Genomic DNA, 16,036 nt, shown 5'->3' on the forward strand with positions numbered 1-16,036 from the left:
CTTCGCGGGCAAGCCTCGCTCCTACAGGGGTTGTGTCAGTCACAGAATTTGCGAACGACACAACCCCTGTAGGAGCGAGGCTTGCCCGCGAAGAGGCCATTGAATCAAAAGGTGTAATCAGCCGTGACAAAGAAAGACCGCGGCTCCCCAAGTATCCACTGCTGCCCCTCATTGTATTGGCTTTGCGCATACTGCCGGTCAAACAGATTGTTCACCTGCAACCCCAGCGTCGTATTGCGCAGCGCTTTCCAGGACAGCGTCGCATCGACCACGGTGTAGCTCGGCAACTCATTCTGATTCGCCATGTCCGCATAACGCGCATCCACATAGCGCACGCCAGCACCGGCTTTCAGGTCTTGGTTGATCGCTTTGCTCAGCCACAGATTGGCGGTTCGGCGCGGAACATCGCTCGGGCGGTTGCCGTTGTACGAGACGGTTTCACTGTTCACTACCGCCGAAAAATCGTCGTACTTTGCCTTGACGATGGCGGCGTTGGCTTGCAGTTGCCAGGCGTGGGGCAGTTGCAAATCTAGGCTGGCTTCGATGCCATTCGACGATTGCTGGCCGACCTGTTGCTTGAGTGTCGGGTTGCCCGGATCGTCGGTCAGCAGTTTCTTTTTGACGATGTGATACGCCGCCAACGTGAACTCGCCGCGCTGATCCCAGAACAATTGCTTCACACCTATTTCGGTCTGCTTGGCAGTGGCGAGGTCGTATTGCTGCTGGCTCGGACTCAGGGAAATCAGGCCGCCGACGCCGTCGGTGCTGGTGGCGTACTGGCCGTAGAACGAGGTGTCCGGTGTCAGGGCAAATACCAGCCCGGCCTTCCAGTTATTGCCGGTCAGGGTCTTGTCGCTTTGGCTGCCGTCTACCAGGTTGTCGCGATCCACATGCACGTAGTCGCGGCGCACACCGGTCACCAACGACCAGCGCTCACTAAGCTGCGTGCGGTTTTCCGCAAACACCGACATCTGTTTGGTCGTGGACTGGAATTGACTGCGATACGGATCGGCACTTTCAAAGCGACCCGGTTGCGGGTGGTACAAGTCCACCGGTTGCCCGTTCGGCAGCACGTCGTTGAACGGCGAGTTGCTGTCGAGCTGGAAGCGGATGCGGTTGTAATCGACGCCGGTCACGGTCTGGCTGTCGAGGCCGAACAGGGTGTGTTTGAAGGTGACGGTCTGGCGATCACCGATCTGTTCCTGGGTGTGGCCGATGCCGAAATAACCGCTGCGGCTCAGTTGCTGGGTGTCGCGGTCAAAGTTGTAGTTCTCGGCGTTCTGCCAGCGACGCTGGGCCTTGAGGTAATATAGTTCGTTGCTCGAACTGACGTTATCTGAGATCTGCCATTCGCTGGTCAGCCGCGTCCACTGGTCGTTGTAGTGCTGCTTGTCGTTACTGACGTTGTAGTTCTTGTCCCGCAGGCTGTTCTTGAAGTGGCCATTGATCAGCGGCGTGCCGAAGTAGTTCATCGGCTTTTGATCGCCGTAATCGTGGGCCAAGGTGAACGCCAGATCGTCGGTCGCCTGCCAGCGCAGGGCGGCGCTGATGAAGTCGCTGGAGGAGTCACCGCGATCCACCCAACCATTGCTGCGCAGGCGATTGAGGTTCAAGCGATAGCTCAAGGTGTCGGTCAGCGAACCGCCGCTGTCGAAGGCTTGCTGCTGACTGTCGTAGGAACCGTAGCCGACCCGCAGGTGGTTTTCGATCTCGCCGTCGAAGGGCTTTTTCGGGATCACATTGACCACCGCGCCGGTCGCGCCTTCGCCGTACAACACCGACGCCGGACCGCGCAGCACATCGACGCGCTCCACCGACCAAGTATCCACCGGGAACGTCACCGTGCCCATGCCGGAGTACATGCGGTTGCCGTCATACAACTGCATCACCGAACCCTGCCCGGTAAACCCTCGCGCCGACAACGACGTGCCGCCATCGCCGGGCGTGCCGGTGCGGCTGATACCGGTGCTGCGCGATACCGCGTCCTGCACGCTGCGATCACCACGGGCGCGGATCTGTTCGCCGGTCAGGCTTTCGACACTGGCCGGGGTTTCCATCGCCGTGAGTTTCAGGCGCGAACCGGCGGTGGTCGGCGTGTTCAGGCTGACGCTTTCATCATCGACGGCGGTCGCGGTGATGGTGCCGGTGGGCAGAGTCAGCGGTTGCGCCTGGGCACTGCTGTTATTCAGGGCGAGCAGGCAAAGGCTGGACAAGAGGTACTTGTTCATCGGGGCGGTGAATCACTTCTGCAAAGAAAACCCGCAACAATCCTGTTGCGGGCAGGGCGGTCCATTTGCGTTATACAGTAACACTAAAAATGGCCGGGAGATAAGCGCGCGAAGTCTACAGATCCCTCTAATGCGCGCATCTCGCCTGATTCATGATGACGGTGAGGTGGATTCAGTTTGCCGGTTGAAACGCGACAGCAGCAGCCGATCCAGCACCCACACGACAATCAGCGAAGCCCCCACCAGCGGAAAAATCACCGCCAGCACGAGCATGATTGCCACCCCGGTTTTCCATTTCGGCAGGTCATGGCGCAACGGCGGAACGCCGAATTTTCCCTGTGGACGACGCTTCCACCAGATCACCACGCCACTCACCGCACTGAGCAGAATCATCAGGCAGATCAGCAGCACAATGATCTGATTGAACACACCGAACATCTTGCCTTCATGCAGCATCACGCCGATTTCCGTGGCGCGGGCGACGCTGCCGTATTGCTCGAAACGCACGTCGGCGAGGACGTCGCCGGTGTATTGATCGACGTGCAGGGTGGCGTCGTTGCGCGGGTCATCGGCGAACACCGCGATGGTGAATACACCGGTGGCGGTGGTCGGCAAGGTGATGCTGTAACCCGGCTCGACCTTGCGTTGCACGGCGATGTTTTGCACATCTTGCAGGCTGATGGTCGGCGCGGCGGGACCAGCCGGTGCTGCGCCGTGGGCCATGTGTTCGGCGTGGTCGCCGGACATCGGCATCGGCGTGTTTTCCATCGCCCAAGGCACGGTCTGGCGGGTAGCGCTGTTGAGGCTGCGGGCCTCGACGTCGGACTTCGGCACGTTGTCCCACATCGCCGCCGGGAAGGTGTTCCAGACCTCGGCGTATTGCTTGCCCCAGAAGCCGGTCCAGGTCATGCCGCTGAGCAGCATTACCAGTAGAAATGCCGCGCCCCAGAACCCGGTGACCGCATGCAAATCACGCCACAGCACACGACCTCGACTGTTCAAGCGCGGCCACAATACACCGGCATACTGACCCCGCGGCCACCACAGGAACACGCCGGACACCACCAGCACCACGCCCCAGCCAGCAGCGAGTTCCACCAGCCGATCACCGACGGTGCCGATCATCAACTCGCCATGAATCGACCGGGCAAGGGCTTGCAGGTTTTTCTTGGCGTCTTGCTCGCCAAGGATGTCGCCGTGGTACGGGTCGATGAAGACGTTGAGCTCGTGGCCGGCATTGATCACCACAAACTGCGCGCTGCGTTCCGCGTTGGGTGGTGGCAGGTATTGTTTGATCTGGCCCTCTGGATACGCCGCTTTCACCCGCTTGAGCAGGTCATCGGCGGACACCGCGTGATGCCCGGCCGGGACGTTCATCAGGCTGCCGTACATCAACGGATCGAGTTGCGGTTTGAACAGGTAGATCACGCCGGTCAGGGCCAGCATCACCATGAATGGCGCGACGAATAACCCGGCATAGAAATGCCAGCGCCAGGCCAGGTTGTAGAAATTCGGTTTGGGCTGTTTCATCGGTTGTGCTCCGCTTTGGCATGGATCTGTTTTAGTTGTTGATGTGCGGTTCCTTCGCAACCCATCGCGAGCCAGCTCACCCTTCAAGTTTTGCGCTGTCCCTGTGGGAGCGGTGCTGGACCTGTAGGAGCGAGGCTTGCCCGCGAAGCTTTTTAGAAACTCATATCCACCTTGGTCCAGAGCGTGCGCCCCGGTTCGTTGATGGCTTGTGGATCATTGGCCGGGTAGCCGAAACCGGCATTCCCCGCCAGGTTCAAGTGCTCGGCGTACGCCTTGCCGAACACGTTGTCGACGCCGGTGCTGACCTTCCAGTTCTTGTTGATGCGGTACGCGCCGTTCAGCGAGAACACGCCGAAACCCGAGCTCTTGTCGAAGTCCTTGCCGACCACGTTGCCCTTGTTCTGGTCGATGCGGTTTTGCGCCGCGACTACGCGCCACAGCGCCCCGGCACTCCAGTTGTCTTCGCTGTAGGTCAGGCCGAAACGTGCATCCAGCGGCGGCATCTGCGGCAGTGCCTTGCCGTCGCTGCTGTTCTTGCCCCAGGCGTAGGCCAAGGTCGCGTCGGCCTTCCAGTTCGACGTCAGTTTGTAAGCCGCACCCAATTCACCGCCCATGATTCGCGCGTCGATGTTCTGCGCTTGCGAGGTGGTGCCCATCATTCCAGGCGTGTAGTTGAACAGGATGTAATCGCGCACTTGGCCGACATAACCCGAGGCCCAGGCTTCGAGGTCTTCGGTCTTGTATTGCAGGCCGAAGTCGAGCTGGGTGGTTTTCTCGGGCTTGATCGAATCGAAGGCATTCACCGAACCGGCAGGCCCGGCATCCGGTGAAAACAGCTCCCAGTAATCCGGGAACCGTTGGGCGTGACCGAGGCCGGCGTAGAGCGTGGTCGGGCTGTCGGCCAGGTCGTGCTCGTAGCGCACGAAACCGCTGGGCAGGGTGTCGGCGCGGGTTTTGTCTGCCGTCGGATTCGGCATGCTCATCATCCCGGCGTCGACGGTCTGCCGATAATCCTTGGCCGAGGCGCGGTCCACTCGCGCGCCGGTGATCACGCGATCACGGTCGGCGGCGTACCAGGTCAGTTCGCTGAACACGCCGTAGTTATGGAAGTCGGCGTCCTTGGTGTAGGGCAGTTCCTTGTAGGTGTCGATGCCCATGCTGCTGCGCTGGCGATGCTCGTTGGTCTGCGCATCTATCCCGCTGATCAACTGCACATCGGCCCAGCGCCAGGTCGCCTTGATCCGCGCGCCGAGGGTGCGGCGGTCGACGTTGGAGGCCATCGGCCCCGCCATCATCCCGGTGCCAGATGGTGTGCGCAGGGTGTAGTTGTCCATCACGTGGTCGGCGTAGTTGTAATAGACCTGCGCTTCGACCTTATCCAGCACGTCGCCGATGTTGGACTTCTCGAAGCGCAGCCCGAGGCTTTCGCGCTTGAACTGCGAACCGTCCATGCCTCGTCCGGCGTAACGCGCTTCACCATCGCCCTTGCCGGCGGTGAGTTCCAGCAGGGTGTCGGCGTCCGGGGTCCAGCCGACGGCGACATCGCCGTTCCACTTGTCGTAGCGCGACGCCACGGTGTCGTTGTTGCCGTCCTTGTAGTCGTCGGAATGCGCGGTGTTGCCGATTACCCGTACATAGCCCAGAGGCCCGCCAGCCGCGGCATCCACCACTTTGTCGAAGCGACCGTTGGAGCCGGCCAGGACGCTGGCGTTGACCCGGGTGCCGAGTTCGCCGAAGTGTTCCGGTTCGCGATCAAACAGGATCGTGCCGGCGGAGGCGCCCGGTCCCCAGAGCACGGTTTGCGGGCCTTTGATCACGGTGAGCTTGTCGTAGGTTTCCGGCGAGATGTAAGAGGTCGGCGCGTCCATGCGACCGGGGCAGGCGCCGAGCATCATGCTGCCGTTGGTGAGGATATTCAGCCGCGAGCCGAACATGCCGCGCAGCACCGGGTCACCGTTGGTGCCGCCATTGCGCACCAGGGCGAAGCCGGGAATGGTCTTCAAATAATCGCCACCGTCGCTGGCCGGCACCGGTTGGCGCGGATCCTTGGGGTTGGTGACGACGGTCAGCGGCGAACTTGGGGCGATGGCGGTGATCACCGTCGGGCTTAATTCTTCGGTGTGACCGGCGTGTTCATCGGCCAGCACCATCGGCGACAGCAAAACGCCGCACAGGAAAGCGGTGGCGTGGGTGCAACTCAAGCGTGTGTCAGCAGAAAACCTGGACATGACAATTTCCATCGAACAGTCGTAAACGACACGGCCGACAGCCTGCGCAATCCCGGAAGGTCAAGGGTGGTCCATGTGGGAGCGAGCTTGCTCGCGATAGCTAACTGACAGGCAACACATGTGTTGAATGTGCAACCGTCATCGCGAGCAAGCTCGCTCCCACAGGAACTGTATTCAAACCCTTGACTGACCGGTATCGAGCCTTTGGCTATCTTCTAAACCGTGTGAAATCGGGGTGGGTGTTTACGACGCGATGGGTGGAGCGCGGGTTCGGGCTCCGGGGAAGAAGGTTTGCCGGGCGTGGCCCAGGCGAGGGGAGGGTGTGGTGAAAGTGGCGGTGGGCGTTGAATCGAAGGCGACGAAAGTCTGACCGCCAGTCAGCGCCGGGCAGTTGAACAGCAGGCTGCAATAGCCGCATTTTTCCCAGAGCGCGTGGTGTTCTGCTTGCGGTGGGCAGTGTTCTTCAGCCTGTTCACCGTGCCCGTCCATGTTCATGTCCATCGACATGTTCATGCTCATGGACATCGAGGCGCGCTGATCCATCGGCATCGACTGGGAAATCAGTGGGCCGATAAAGATCATCAGCATGGCGAACAGGCTGATCCAGCTACCGCGGGTCAGTCCTGACGACTGACGACGGTGTGTGGAGGACCTGGCGCTAAGCGGGCGCATGGCGTTGGCGGCTCAGGCGATTACTGGGCGTGGGCGTGCATTTGCAGGTCTTCCGGCGGCTTCTTCTGCACTGAAACGTCAACGGTCACGTCACCGGACTTTTCAAAGTGCATGGTCAGCGGGAAGCGCTTGCCGTCGCTCAACAGGCTGCGGTCTTTCAGGTTCAGCAGCATTACGTGATAGGCCATCGGCGCAAAGGTGATATTGCCGCCAGCCGGGATTTCGACGCTCGGCACCTGCTGCATTTTCATCAGGTCGTTTTGCATGACGTGCTCATGCAACTGGGCGACTTCGGCAATCGGCGAGTCGACGCTCAGCAAGCGGTCAGCGCTTTTTCCGGTGTTTTGAATCACGAAGTAAGCCGCCACGGTGGGCGCGTTGGGAGGCAACTCTTGCGACCACGGATGGGCGATTTCCAGCTCGCCGGCCTTGTATTCATGGGCATTGGCAAAGCAGGCAGGCAACAGCAACGCGGCCAGGACGATGAGTTTGTTCAACATGGCAGTTCTCCAGAACGATTCAAAACGCAGGTCAATTGCGAGAAGGAATCACACCAGAGGGGAAGCGCGGGGGTTGAGACTCGGCCATTGCTGGCGCGGTGTGGGTGTATCGAGAGAAGCGGCGGGCAGGCTGCGATTGGCCTCGAACCGCGCGAAATACAACTGCGGCACATGCCCAGGCAGAGCCACCAACGGCGCGGAACCCGAGCAACACCAGCAATGCTGCATGTTGGAATGATCGTCGTTCTGCGGGGCTTTCTGTTCAATTTTGCCCAGGGAAATCGCCACCATCTTCGTGCCGCTGGACGTGCAGAAAGAGCCCCACAACAACTGCTCGGCGGGTGACTTCGCCGACTGCGCCATCGCACCCGTCATCGGCATGGCGAGCATATTGAACAGCACTGCAAAGCAGGCGATCCAGGCAAATGCGAGCCGTTGTCGGGACATGGGACAGATCCGGTTGGGTGGGCGATCAGGCGCGGCTATTTAGCCTGATCAGGGCCGATAAGTAAAAAAGCGGCGTGCGGTGTGGTGTCGCAGCGCCTCGATCAATAGGAGCAACAACCTGCGAGCAATTTCCGGCTCACCGTTATGAAAGAGTGTAGCGACTTCGATTCGGAGTGCCTGGGCAAATTGCGAGTCACTTTGGATTCTTGCCTGGATGGTCTGTGTGACGTCCTTGACCGCTGCACGATTGAGGCTCCCATCGCCTGGGTCTTCGTCTTCACAGGCCTTGATGTAATTGAATAGATCGGCAGGTGTCTGGAGAAATTCGGTGATATCGAAACGAGCGAATTTTTCTGACATTTAGCTCTCTGGGAAGGTTGCTCATGGGTGCTCAGGAACATAGAACAGGGCCTGAAATACCACCAGTCAGTCGATTAGGACGATTTTGTGTGTAAGGTCCGATAGAGAGGTAGGGCGTTTCGCATCCCTGTAGCAGCTGCCGAAGGCTGCGTTCGGCTGCGCAGCAGTCGCCAATCCTGTCACTGAGGTTTACCTGAACACCGCGTTGCCAGAATTACGACTGCTGCGCAGCCGAACGCAGGCTTCGCCAGCTGCTACAGATATGGGGGGACTCGACTCTGAGGGCAGTCAGTACCGCCGTCACCGACCCAAACTCCCGCTCAACCCCCGCCAAAACCGGCCGCTTCAACACCAACACCGGCACCCCACGCTCCCGTGCCACTTCCAGTTTCGGCTCAGTCGCGGTGCTGCCGCTGTTTTTGCTGATCAGCACGTCGATCTGCCGACGTTCAAACAGTTCGCGTTCTTCCTCGATCACAAAAGGCCCGCGTGCGCCGATGACTTCGCAGCGTTCGTTGCCGGGGTAAACGTCGAGGGCGCGCAGGGTCCAGAATTGCTCGGGCGGGATTTCGTGCAGGTGTTGCAGTGGTTCGCGACCGAGGGTGAACAGCGGTCGGTGGAACGGCTTCAGGGCTTCGATCAATTGCGCCCAGTCGCTGACTTCGCGCCAGTCATCGCCGGGCTGTGGTTGCCAGGCCGGGCGTCGCAGGGCCCAGCACGGGATGCCGCTCAACTGCGCGGCGGTCGCGGCGTTCTGGCTGATTTGTGCGGCGTAGGGGTGGGTGGCGTCCAGCAGCAGTTCGATGCCTTCATCGCGGATGAATTGCGCCAGACCTTCCGCGCCGCCGTAACCGCCAACGCGAACCTGACAGGTCAAATCCGTCGGCACACGACCGACGCCAGCCAGGCTGTAAATGTGTTCCGGCCCGAGGGTACGAGCGATGGCCAACGCTTCCGTCACGCCACCGAGCAGCAACATCCGCTTCATTGAAAAGCTCCCGCATGGCCAACAATCCCACCCTGACGATCAATCGCAAACACCTCGACCTGAACCTGAGCCGGCACCACACTGCGAGCAAACTCCAGCGCATGCCGACACACTTCATCCCCCAGCGCGATGCCAACAGCACTGGCCATGGCCAACGCCTGCTGACTGGTATTGGACTCGCGAATCGATTGCTGCAACGCCGCATCAGCGCCAATCGCCGCCGCCCATTCCGCCAGTTGCGGCAGGTCGATGCTCGAATGCCGACTGTGCAGATCCATGTGCCCGGCCGCCAGTTTGCTGATCTTGCCGAAGCCGCCGCAAATACTGAGTTTATCCACAGGCACTCGGCGCAAATGTTTGAGCACCGCGCCGACAAAGTCGCCCATTTCGATCAGGGCGATTTCCGGCAGGTCGTAGACCCGGCGCATGGTGTCTTCGCTGGCGTTGCCGGTGCAGGCGGCGATGTGCAGGTAGCCGTTGGTTTTCGCAACGTCGATGCCCTGGTGGATCGAGGCAATGTACGCCGCGCAGGAAAACGGTCGGACGATGCCGCTGGTGCCGAGGATCGATAATCCGCCGAGAATCCCCAGGCGCGGGTTCATGGTTTTCAGTGCCAGGGCTTCGCCGTTCTCGACATTGACCGTGACTTCGAAACCGCCGCTGTAGCTCAATTCTTCAGCCAGTAAAGTCAGGTGATCGGTGATCATCTTGCGCGGTACCGGATTGATCGCCGGTTCGCCAACGCCCAACACCAGGCCCGGCCGGGTGACGGTGCCGACGCCGCGGCCAGCAATAAAACGAATGCCGGGCTCGGTGCCCAGACGCACGTGGGAATAGAGCAACGCGCCGTGGGTCACGTCCGGGTCATCCCCGGCGTCCTTGATCGTGCCAGCCTCGGCACCGTCGTCGCGCAAACGGCAAAACTCCAGGCGCATCTGCACTTGCTTGCCTTTGGGCAGGACGATTTCCACCGCATCCGCCGATAGGCCGCTGAGCAACAGGCGTGCGGCGGCGAGGCTGGTGGCGGTGGCGCAGCTGCCGGTGGTCAGGCCGCTGCGCAGGGGCGCGGGTTGTTCGGCGGTTTCGTCACGCATCGAGCGGTTTCGTCACATCGAGCAAGGTAATTGGTAGCGCCTGACGCCAGGTATCGAACTCGCCCAACGGCTGCGCCTGGGCAATGTGGATGCGGGTCAGCTCGCCACCATGTTGTTCGCGCCAGGCCATCAGGGTCATTTCGCTTTGCAGCGTGACGGCGTTGGCGATCAGTCGGCCGCCAGGTTTCAGCGCGGCCCAGCAAGTGTCGAGCACACCTTCGCGAGTTACGCCGCCACCGATGAAAATCGCGTCCGGAGATTCGAGCCCGGCCAATGCTTGCGGCGCGCTGCCGCGAATCAGTTGCAAGCCCGGAACGCCAAGTGCATCGCGGTTGTGTTCGATCAACAATTGCCGACCGTCATCCGCCTCGATGGCCAGAGCCCGACAGCTCGGGTGCGCGCGCATCCATTCGATGCCGATCGAGCCGCTGCCGGCGCCAACGTCCCACAACAGTTCGCCGGGTGTCGGCGCGAGGCGGGCGAGGGTGATGGAGCGCACGTCGCGTTTGGTCAGTTGGCCGTCATGCTGGAAGGCGGAGTCGGGTAACCCGGCCAGTCGGGACAAGCGCGATGTGTGCGGTTCGGCGATGCATTCGATGGCGATCACGTTGAGATCGGCAACCTCTGCGGTCCAGTCGCTGGCAACACTGTCGATACGCCGTTCTGCATCACCGCCCAGATGTTCGAGGACGCTAAAACGACTCGGCCCAAAACCCCGCTCACGCAGCAACGCCGCGATGGCCGCCGGGCTCTGCCCATCATTACTCAACACCAACAACCGCACCCCACTGAACAGGTGCGCATTGAGCGCCGCAACCGGTCGAGCTACCACCGAAAGCGTCAGCACCTCCTGCAACGGCCAGCCCATCCGCGCCGCCGCGAGGGAACAGGAAGAGGGCGCCGGCAAGATCAGCATCTGCTCCGCAGGCACTTGCCGCGCAAGGCTGGCGCCGACGCCAAAGAACATCGGATCGCCGCTGGCCAGCACGCACACCGGCTCGCCATGGCGCTCCAGCACCGGGGCAAGGGAAAACGGACATGGCCACAATTGCCGCTCGCCACGGATGCACACCGGCAGCAAATCCAGTTGGCGCTGGCCGCCAATGATCCGCGAAGCGCCCAGCAGCGCCCGTCGGGCGTTCTTGCCCAGGCCCTTGAAGCCGTCTTCACCGATACCTACTACTGTCAGCCAGGGTGACATCTACCGTCCTCAAAAAAAGTCCGCAAACGGACTGTTCCGACGGGCAGGCTTTTCATGCCGTCGAACAAAGCAGGCATAATACCGCGCCTTCGCCCGCGAAGCGCCTTTCCCACATAGCCGGCCGCCCCCTTGAACGAACGCCCGATGTCCCAAGCCTTACGCCCCTCGGCCTGCCCGGGGTTGCTGCGTATTGTCCAGGCGCTGGATGGCGGGATCTGCCGGATCAAGTTGAATGGCGGCTCGATCAGTGCCGAGCAGGCTGACGCGGTGGCCGATGCCGCCGAGCGCTTCGCCGGCGGGGTGATCGAGGCGACCAACCGCGCCAACCTGCAGATTCGCGGGATTGGCAGCGAAGAGACGGCATTGATCGAGGGCCTGTTGGCCGCCGGATTGGGGCCGAGGACGGCGGCGGGCGATGATGTGCGCAACCTGATGCTCAGCCCGAGCGCCGGGATCGACCGGCAGATGCTGCTCGATACGCGCCCGTTGGCCGAACAGATCCTCGCCAGCCTGCAAAGCCATGAACGTTTCCACGAGCTGAGCGCCAAGTTCGCCGTGCAGCTCGATGGCGGCGAAGCGCTGGCGATGCTCGAACATCACCATGACCTGTGGCTGAGCGCCGTTGAACAAGATGGTGAGTGCCTGTTGGCTTTCGGTCTGGCCGGTTGCCCGACGGAGATGCCGATCGGTGCGGTGCGGCTGGAGGATGGTCACGCACTGGTGATCGCGGTGCTTGAACTGTTCCTCGACCTGGCCCGCCCCGAGCAGACGCGCATGCGTCATCTGCTGGCCGAGCAACCGGTGGCCGGGTTTATCGCGCAATTGGCCGAACGAGTGCCGCTAGTGCCCTTCACCAGCGTGCCGCGTGCCTCAAGCATGCCGCCGATCGGTGCTTATCCACAGCGTGAACCCGAGCGTTTCTATGTCGGCGCAGTTCCGCCATTGGGCCGACTCGACGCCGCCATGCTCCGGGGCGCCGCAAAATTCGCCCGTTTACATGGCGATGGCAGCCTGCGGTTTACACCATGGCAAAGTCTGCTGCTGCCCAATATCCAAGAGCGCGACGCCGCTGAAGTTATCCACAACCTGGAAACTCTCGGCCTGCGCTGTTCGGTCGACGATGCCTTGGCGCATCTGATCGCTTGCACCGGTTCCGCCGGTTGCGGCAAAGGCCTGGCGGACACCAAGGGCGATGCCCTGCAATTGGCGGCACTGCTGCAACGTCACGGTCAAATCCAGAATGTGCATCTGTCTGGCTGCTCGCGTTCCTGCGCGGCCGCGCACGTTGCGCCAGTCACTTTGCTGGCAGTGTCACCCGGTCACTACGACCTCTATTTTCGCGATGCAGCGCTGCCGGGTTTCGGCGCGCTGCACGCACGCAACCTTACTATTGAAGCGGTCGCGACCTTGCTCGACGCCCGCTCACGGAGCCCCCTAGATGCTTGATTACATCCGCGACGGTCAGGAGATCTATCGCAACTCCTTCGCGATCATTCGCGCCGAGGCCAACCTCTCGCGCATCCCGGCCGACCTGGAAAAACTCGCCGTGCGGGTGATCCACGCCTGCGGCATGGTCGAGGCCATCGACGGTCTGCAATTCTCCGACGGCGCCGGCAAGGCCGGGCGCGATGCGCTGGCGGCCGGTGCGCCGATCCTGTGCGATGCGCGGATGGTCAGCGAAGGCGTGACCCGTGCGCGCCTTCCGGCTAACAATCAAGTGATCTGCACTTTGCGCGACGAGAGCGTTCCAGAGCTGGCCCGCGAGCTGGGCAACACCCGCTCCGCCGCTGCGCTGGAACTGTGGCGCCCGTACCTGGAAGGCAGCGTTGTGGTGATCGGCAACGCACCGACCGCGCTGTTTTACCTGCTGGAAATGATCGACGCCGGCGCGCCGAAACCGGCGCTGATCCTCGGCTTCCCGGTGGGCTTCGTCGGTGCCGCCGAATCCAAGGCCATGCTCGCGGCGGACAGTCGCGGTGTGCCGTTCGTGATCATGCAAGGTCGGCTGGGCGGCAGCGCCATGGCCGCCGCCGCTGTCAACGCCCTCGCTACGGAGATCGAATGATGCAGCAACCTGGACGCTTGATCGGCCTGGGCGTGGGCCCCGGTGATCCTGAACTGATTACCGTCAAAGCCCTGCGCCTGCTGCGCGAGTCGCCGGTGGTGGCGTACTTCGTCGCCAAGGGCAAAAAAGGCAACGCGTTCGGCATCATCGAAGCGCACCTGCAAGAAGCGCAAAACCTGTTGCCGCTGGTGTACCCGGTGACCACTGAAGCGTTGCCGGCGCCGTTGTCCTACGAACAAGTGATCAGCGATTTCTACGACACCGCCGCCGAGCAGCTCGCCGAACACCTGGATGCCGGCCGCGATGTGGCGGTGATCTGCGAGGGCGATCCGTTCTTCTACGGCTCCTATATGTACCTGCACGATCGCCTGGCCGAGCGTTACGTCGCCGAAGTGGTGCCGGGCGTGTGCTCGATGCTTGGCGGCGCCTCGGTGCTGGGTTCGCCGCTGGTGTATCGCAATCAGAGTTTGTCGGTGTTGTCCGGCGTGCTGCCTCATGAAGAACTCAAGCGACGCCTGGCCGATGCCGATGCCGCAGTGATCATGAAGCTGGGGCGCAACTTTCCCAAGGTGCGCCAGGTGCTGGAAGAACTGGGCATGGACGGGCGCGCGCTGTACGTCGAACGCGCAACCATGGCCAACCAGAAAATCGTTCCGCTGGATGAAGTCGAGCCGATGTCCTCGCCGTACTTCTCGCTGATCATCGTCCCCGGTGAACGGTGGCAAGGGTGATGGGTCGTCCTGCACCAGCGATTGTCATTCTTGGCAATGGCAGCCTCGCCACGGCGCGCAGGATTCAGCAGCGCTACCCGGACGCCGTGATTCACGGTCTGGCCGGGCGGGTTGACGGCGCCGACCGTACCTATACCGAGTTCGGCGCGACTTTGCGTGAGCTCTACCAGCAGGACACACCGATCATCGCCCTGTGTGCGGCCGGCATTGTCATCCGCACCCTGGCGCCATTGTTGCTGGAGAAAGGCGCCGAGCCGCCGGTGCTGGCCGTGGCCGAGGACGGCAGCGCCGTGGTGCCGCTGCTCGGTGGCCTGGGCGGGGTGAATGTGTTGGCGCGGGAAATCGCCGCCGCGCTGGATGTCGCCGCAGCCATCACCACCAGCGGTGAACTGCGTTTCGGCACCTGCCTGCTCAACCCGCCCAGTGGTTATGCCCTCGGCGATCTGGAGTTGGGCAAGCGCTTCGTGTCGGACTTGCTCGCGGGCGAATCCGTGCGCATTGAAGGCCCGGCGCCGTGGCTGGCCGAGGCGCAGTTGCCGGAGAATCAGCAAGCGCGATTGGCGATTCATGTCGGGCATGCCGAGCGCCAGCCGAATGCCAATGAGCTGCTGATCTACCCGCGCAATGTGCTGGTGGCGGTGACGACGGGAACGGCAGAAGCCATTCGTGCGGCGTTGCATGACGCGAACATCGCAGTGCAATCGCTGGCCTGTTTGTTGGCCGATGAACGCGACATGGCCAACAGCGCATTGCGCGAAGCGGCGCTGGAACTGGGTGTGCCACTGCGTTTCGGCGCTCGATCCGGGACGGCGCTGGAACAGGGTCGGGATGCTGTGCCGGCGCTGCTGACGGCTATCGAAGTCGACGGCTCGATGGCCATCGTGGTCGCTGCCGAACCGCTCGATCCACTGCTGATCGGCCGCCCGCGCGGTCGTCTGGCCGTGATCGGTCTGGGCCCTGGCGCTGCTGAACTGATGGTGCCGGCGGTGAAAGCAGAGCTGGCCCGGGCCAACGATGTGCTGGGTTATGAAACCTACGTGCGCATGGCCGGGCCGTTCCGCGCCGATCAAGTGATGCACTGCACCGACAACCGCGAAGAAATGCAGCGTGCCCGTCACGCCTTCGAACTCGCGGCCCAGGGGCGTTCGGTGGTGGTGGTGTCGTCCGGTGATCCGGGCGTGTTCGCCATGGCGGCGGCGGTTTTGGAAGCCTTGCACGAATCGAGCGATGCGAACTGGCACAACGTCGATCTTGAAATCCTGCCCGGCGTTTCCGCTTCCCTGGCCACGGCGGCCCAGGCCGGTGCGCCGCTGGGGCATGACTTCTGTGTGATGTCGCTGTCGGACAACCTCAAGCCGTGGTCGATCATCGAGAAGCGCCTCGACCTGGCCTCTCAAGCCGACCTGGCCCTGGCTTTCTACAACCCGATTTCCCGATCACGTCCATGGCAATTGGGCCGCGCACTGGAGATCGTCGCACAACATCGCACCGCCGCAACACCGGTGGTGCTGGGCCGTGACATTGGCCGTCCGGGCCAGACGTTGCGCGTGACCACGCTGGGGCAATTGACCCCGGATCAAGTGGACATGCGCACCATGGTGCTGATCGGCTCGTCCACCACGTGCGTGTTCCCGCGTGCCGAGGGGGGCGAATGGGTTTATACGCCACGTTGGTATGGTGATAAGCCCGTCGGTTAACCAACTATTAAAACGCCTCTTTTGAGGCGTTTTTTTATGGGACTCTGTTATATCCGGTATGGGTTATTCAATCCCGTATTGCCGGTGCTTGAGTTTCAAGTTGTGTAGACACTAATTGAATATCTTTGCGATTTGATAAGTGGGGTCTGAGTCGATAGTTTGGCTTTCAGTTGCTCCGCCTTTCAGCGTTGAAAGATGGATTATCGAAGAATAGTTCTGCTGGGTTAACTCGTTATAAATGTTGCACTGCCGTTCGTTTTATTTTCGTTCGGCTGTGCTCGATTGATATGTTTTG

Annotated in this window: 14 protein-coding genes; 4 read left to right on the plus strand and 10 right to left on the minus strand. The window is 61.7% G+C overall.

The window, feature by feature from the left end; genetic code table 11:
- Nucleotides 1–104: 104 nt before the first annotated feature.
- From ACIOYV_RS24840 to cbiE, 10 genes are all read right to left on the minus strand, one after another.
- Nucleotides 105–2,228: a TonB-dependent receptor gene (locus ACIOYV_RS24840; RefSeq protein WP_401327851.1), complete on the minus strand. Its 2,124-nt coding sequence runs from the start codon at nt 2,226–2,228 to the stop codon at nt 105–107.
- A 150-nt stretch (nt 2,229–2,378) separates the two neighbouring features.
- Nucleotides 2,379–3,758 (minus strand): PepSY-associated TM helix domain-containing protein, encoded by a 1,380-nt coding sequence (locus ACIOYV_RS24845; RefSeq protein ID WP_401327853.1) that lies wholly within the window; start codon nt 3,756–3,758, stop codon nt 2,379–2,381.
- 152 nt (nt 3,759–3,910) lie between these two features.
- A complete protein-coding gene (locus tag ACIOYV_RS24850) occupies nt 3,911–5,986 on the minus strand; it encodes a TonB-dependent copper receptor (RefSeq protein WP_401327856.1) in 2,076 nt (691 codons plus the stop codon).
- Between the two features lie 243 nt (nt 5,987–6,229).
- Entirely contained in the window at nt 6,230–6,658 is a 429-nt protein-coding gene (locus ACIOYV_RS24855; protein ID WP_401327859.1) for a DUF2946 domain-containing protein, read from the minus strand.
- A gap of 20 nt (nt 6,659–6,678) precedes the next feature.
- Nucleotides 6,679–7,158, minus strand: a complete 480-nt coding sequence (locus ACIOYV_RS24860) for a copper chaperone PCu(A)C (RefSeq protein ID WP_054616360.1) — start codon at nt 7,156–7,158, stop codon at nt 6,679–6,681.
- Between the two features lie 48 nt (nt 7,159–7,206).
- Nucleotides 7,207–7,605 carry a DUF2946 domain-containing protein gene (locus ACIOYV_RS24865; protein WP_054044040.1) on the minus strand — a complete coding sequence of 133 codons (399 nt, stop codon included), beginning with the start codon at nt 7,603–7,605 and terminating at the stop codon, nt 7,207–7,209.
- 48 nt (nt 7,606–7,653) lie between these two features.
- Complete coding sequence (locus ACIOYV_RS24870; RefSeq protein WP_401327863.1) at nt 7,654–7,965, minus strand: hypothetical protein; 312 nt, start codon at nt 7,963–7,965, stop codon at nt 7,654–7,656.
- Nucleotides 7,966–8,179: 214 nt separating this feature from the next.
- Nucleotides 8,180–8,953 (minus strand): cobalt-precorrin-6A reductase, encoded by a 774-nt coding sequence (locus tag ACIOYV_RS24875; RefSeq protein ID WP_401327866.1) that lies wholly within the window; start codon nt 8,951–8,953, stop codon nt 8,180–8,182.
- Nucleotides 8,950–10,047: a cobalt-precorrin-5B (C(1))-methyltransferase gene (locus tag ACIOYV_RS24880; protein WP_401327869.1), complete on the minus strand. Its 1,098-nt coding sequence runs from the start codon at nt 10,045–10,047 to the stop codon at nt 8,950–8,952. Before ACIOYV_RS24880 ends, ACIOYV_RS24875 begins: the two co-directional genes overlap by 4 nt.
- Nucleotides 10,040–11,248 (minus strand): precorrin-6y C5,15-methyltransferase (decarboxylating) subunit CbiE, encoded by a 1,209-nt coding sequence (gene cbiE / locus ACIOYV_RS24885; RefSeq protein WP_401327872.1) that lies wholly within the window; start codon nt 11,246–11,248, stop codon nt 10,040–10,042. The genes ACIOYV_RS24880 and cbiE overlap by 8 nt, the downstream gene beginning before the upstream one ends.
- 144 nt (nt 11,249–11,392) lie before the next feature.
- Here cbiE and cobG point away from each other — a divergent pair, with 144 nt between their 5' ends.
- From cobG to cobJ, 4 genes are read left to right on the plus strand one after another with little or no spacing between them, the layout of a single operon-like run.
- Nucleotides 11,393–12,694, plus strand: a complete 1,302-nt coding sequence (gene cobG, locus ACIOYV_RS24890; RefSeq protein WP_401327875.1) for a precorrin-3B synthase — start codon at nt 11,393–11,395, stop codon at nt 12,692–12,694.
- Nucleotides 12,687–13,313, plus strand: coding sequence for a precorrin-8X methylmutase (locus ACIOYV_RS24895; protein ID WP_401327878.1), 627 nt, complete (start codon nt 12,687–12,689; stop codon nt 13,311–13,313). Before cobG ends, ACIOYV_RS24895 begins: the two co-directional genes overlap by 8 nt.
- Entirely contained in the window at nt 13,310–14,044 is a 735-nt protein-coding gene (locus tag ACIOYV_RS24900) for a precorrin-2 C(20)-methyltransferase (protein WP_204280778.1), read from the plus strand. Before ACIOYV_RS24895 ends, ACIOYV_RS24900 begins: the two co-directional genes overlap by 4 nt.
- Nucleotides 14,044–15,741 (plus strand): precorrin-3B C(17)-methyltransferase, encoded by a 1,698-nt coding sequence (gene cobJ, locus ACIOYV_RS24905; RefSeq protein WP_401327882.1) that lies wholly within the window; start codon nt 14,044–14,046, stop codon nt 15,739–15,741. The genes ACIOYV_RS24900 and cobJ overlap by 1 nt, the downstream gene beginning before the upstream one ends.
- Nucleotides 15,742–16,036: the final 295 nt, after the last annotated feature.

The organism is Pseudomonas sp. NPDC087342 (assembly GCF_044744265.1).
In the GTDB taxonomy this organism is placed as follows: domain Bacteria; phylum Pseudomonadota; class Gammaproteobacteria; order Pseudomonadales; family Pseudomonadaceae; genus Aquipseudomonas; species Aquipseudomonas nunensis.

Excerpts from the sequence above, each read along its gene's own strand:
- ACIOYV_RS24840 (WP_401327851.1), bottom strand. The coding sequence starts at position 2,228 with ATGAACAAGTACCTCTTGTCCAGCCTTTGCCTGCTCGCCCTGAATAAC.
- ACIOYV_RS24845 (WP_401327853.1), bottom strand. The coding sequence starts at position 3,758 with ATGAAACAGCCCAAACCGAATTTCTACAACCTGGCCTGGCGCTGGCAT.
- ACIOYV_RS24850 (WP_401327856.1), bottom strand. The coding sequence starts at position 5,986 with ATGTCCAGGTTTTCTGCTGACACACGCTTGAGTTGCACCCACGCCACC.
- ACIOYV_RS24855 (WP_401327859.1), bottom strand. The coding sequence starts at position 6,658 with ATGCGCCCGCTTAGCGCCAGGTCCTCCACACACCGTCGTCAGTCGTCA.
- ACIOYV_RS24860 (WP_054616360.1), bottom strand. The coding sequence starts at position 7,158 with ATGTTGAACAAACTCATCGTCCTGGCCGCGTTGCTGTTGCCTGCCTGC.
- ACIOYV_RS24865 (WP_054044040.1), bottom strand. The coding sequence starts at position 7,605 with ATGTCCCGACAACGGCTCGCATTTGCCTGGATCGCCTGCTTTGCAGTG.
- ACIOYV_RS24870 (WP_401327863.1), bottom strand. The coding sequence starts at position 7,965 with ATGTCAGAAAAATTCGCTCGTTTCGATATCACCGAATTTCTCCAGACA.
- ACIOYV_RS24875 (WP_401327866.1), bottom strand. The coding sequence starts at position 8,953 with ATGAAGCGGATGTTGCTGCTCGGTGGCGTGACGGAAGCGTTGGCCATC.
- ACIOYV_RS24880 (WP_401327869.1), bottom strand. The coding sequence starts at position 10,047 with ATGCGTGACGAAACCGCCGAACAACCCGCGCCCCTGCGCAGCGGCCTG.
- cbiE (WP_401327872.1), bottom strand. The coding sequence starts at position 11,248 with ATGTCACCCTGGCTGACAGTAGTAGGTATCGGTGAAGACGGCTTCAAG.
- cobG (WP_401327875.1), top strand. The coding sequence starts at position 11,393 with ATGTCCCAAGCCTTACGCCCCTCGGCCTGCCCGGGGTTGCTGCGTATT.
- ACIOYV_RS24895 (WP_401327878.1), top strand. The coding sequence starts at position 12,687 with ATGCTTGATTACATCCGCGACGGTCAGGAGATCTATCGCAACTCCTTC.
- ACIOYV_RS24900 (WP_204280778.1), top strand. The coding sequence starts at position 13,310 with ATGATGCAGCAACCTGGACGCTTGATCGGCCTGGGCGTGGGCCCCGGT.
- cobJ (WP_401327882.1), top strand. The coding sequence starts at position 14,044 with ATGGGTCGTCCTGCACCAGCGATTGTCATTCTTGGCAATGGCAGCCTC.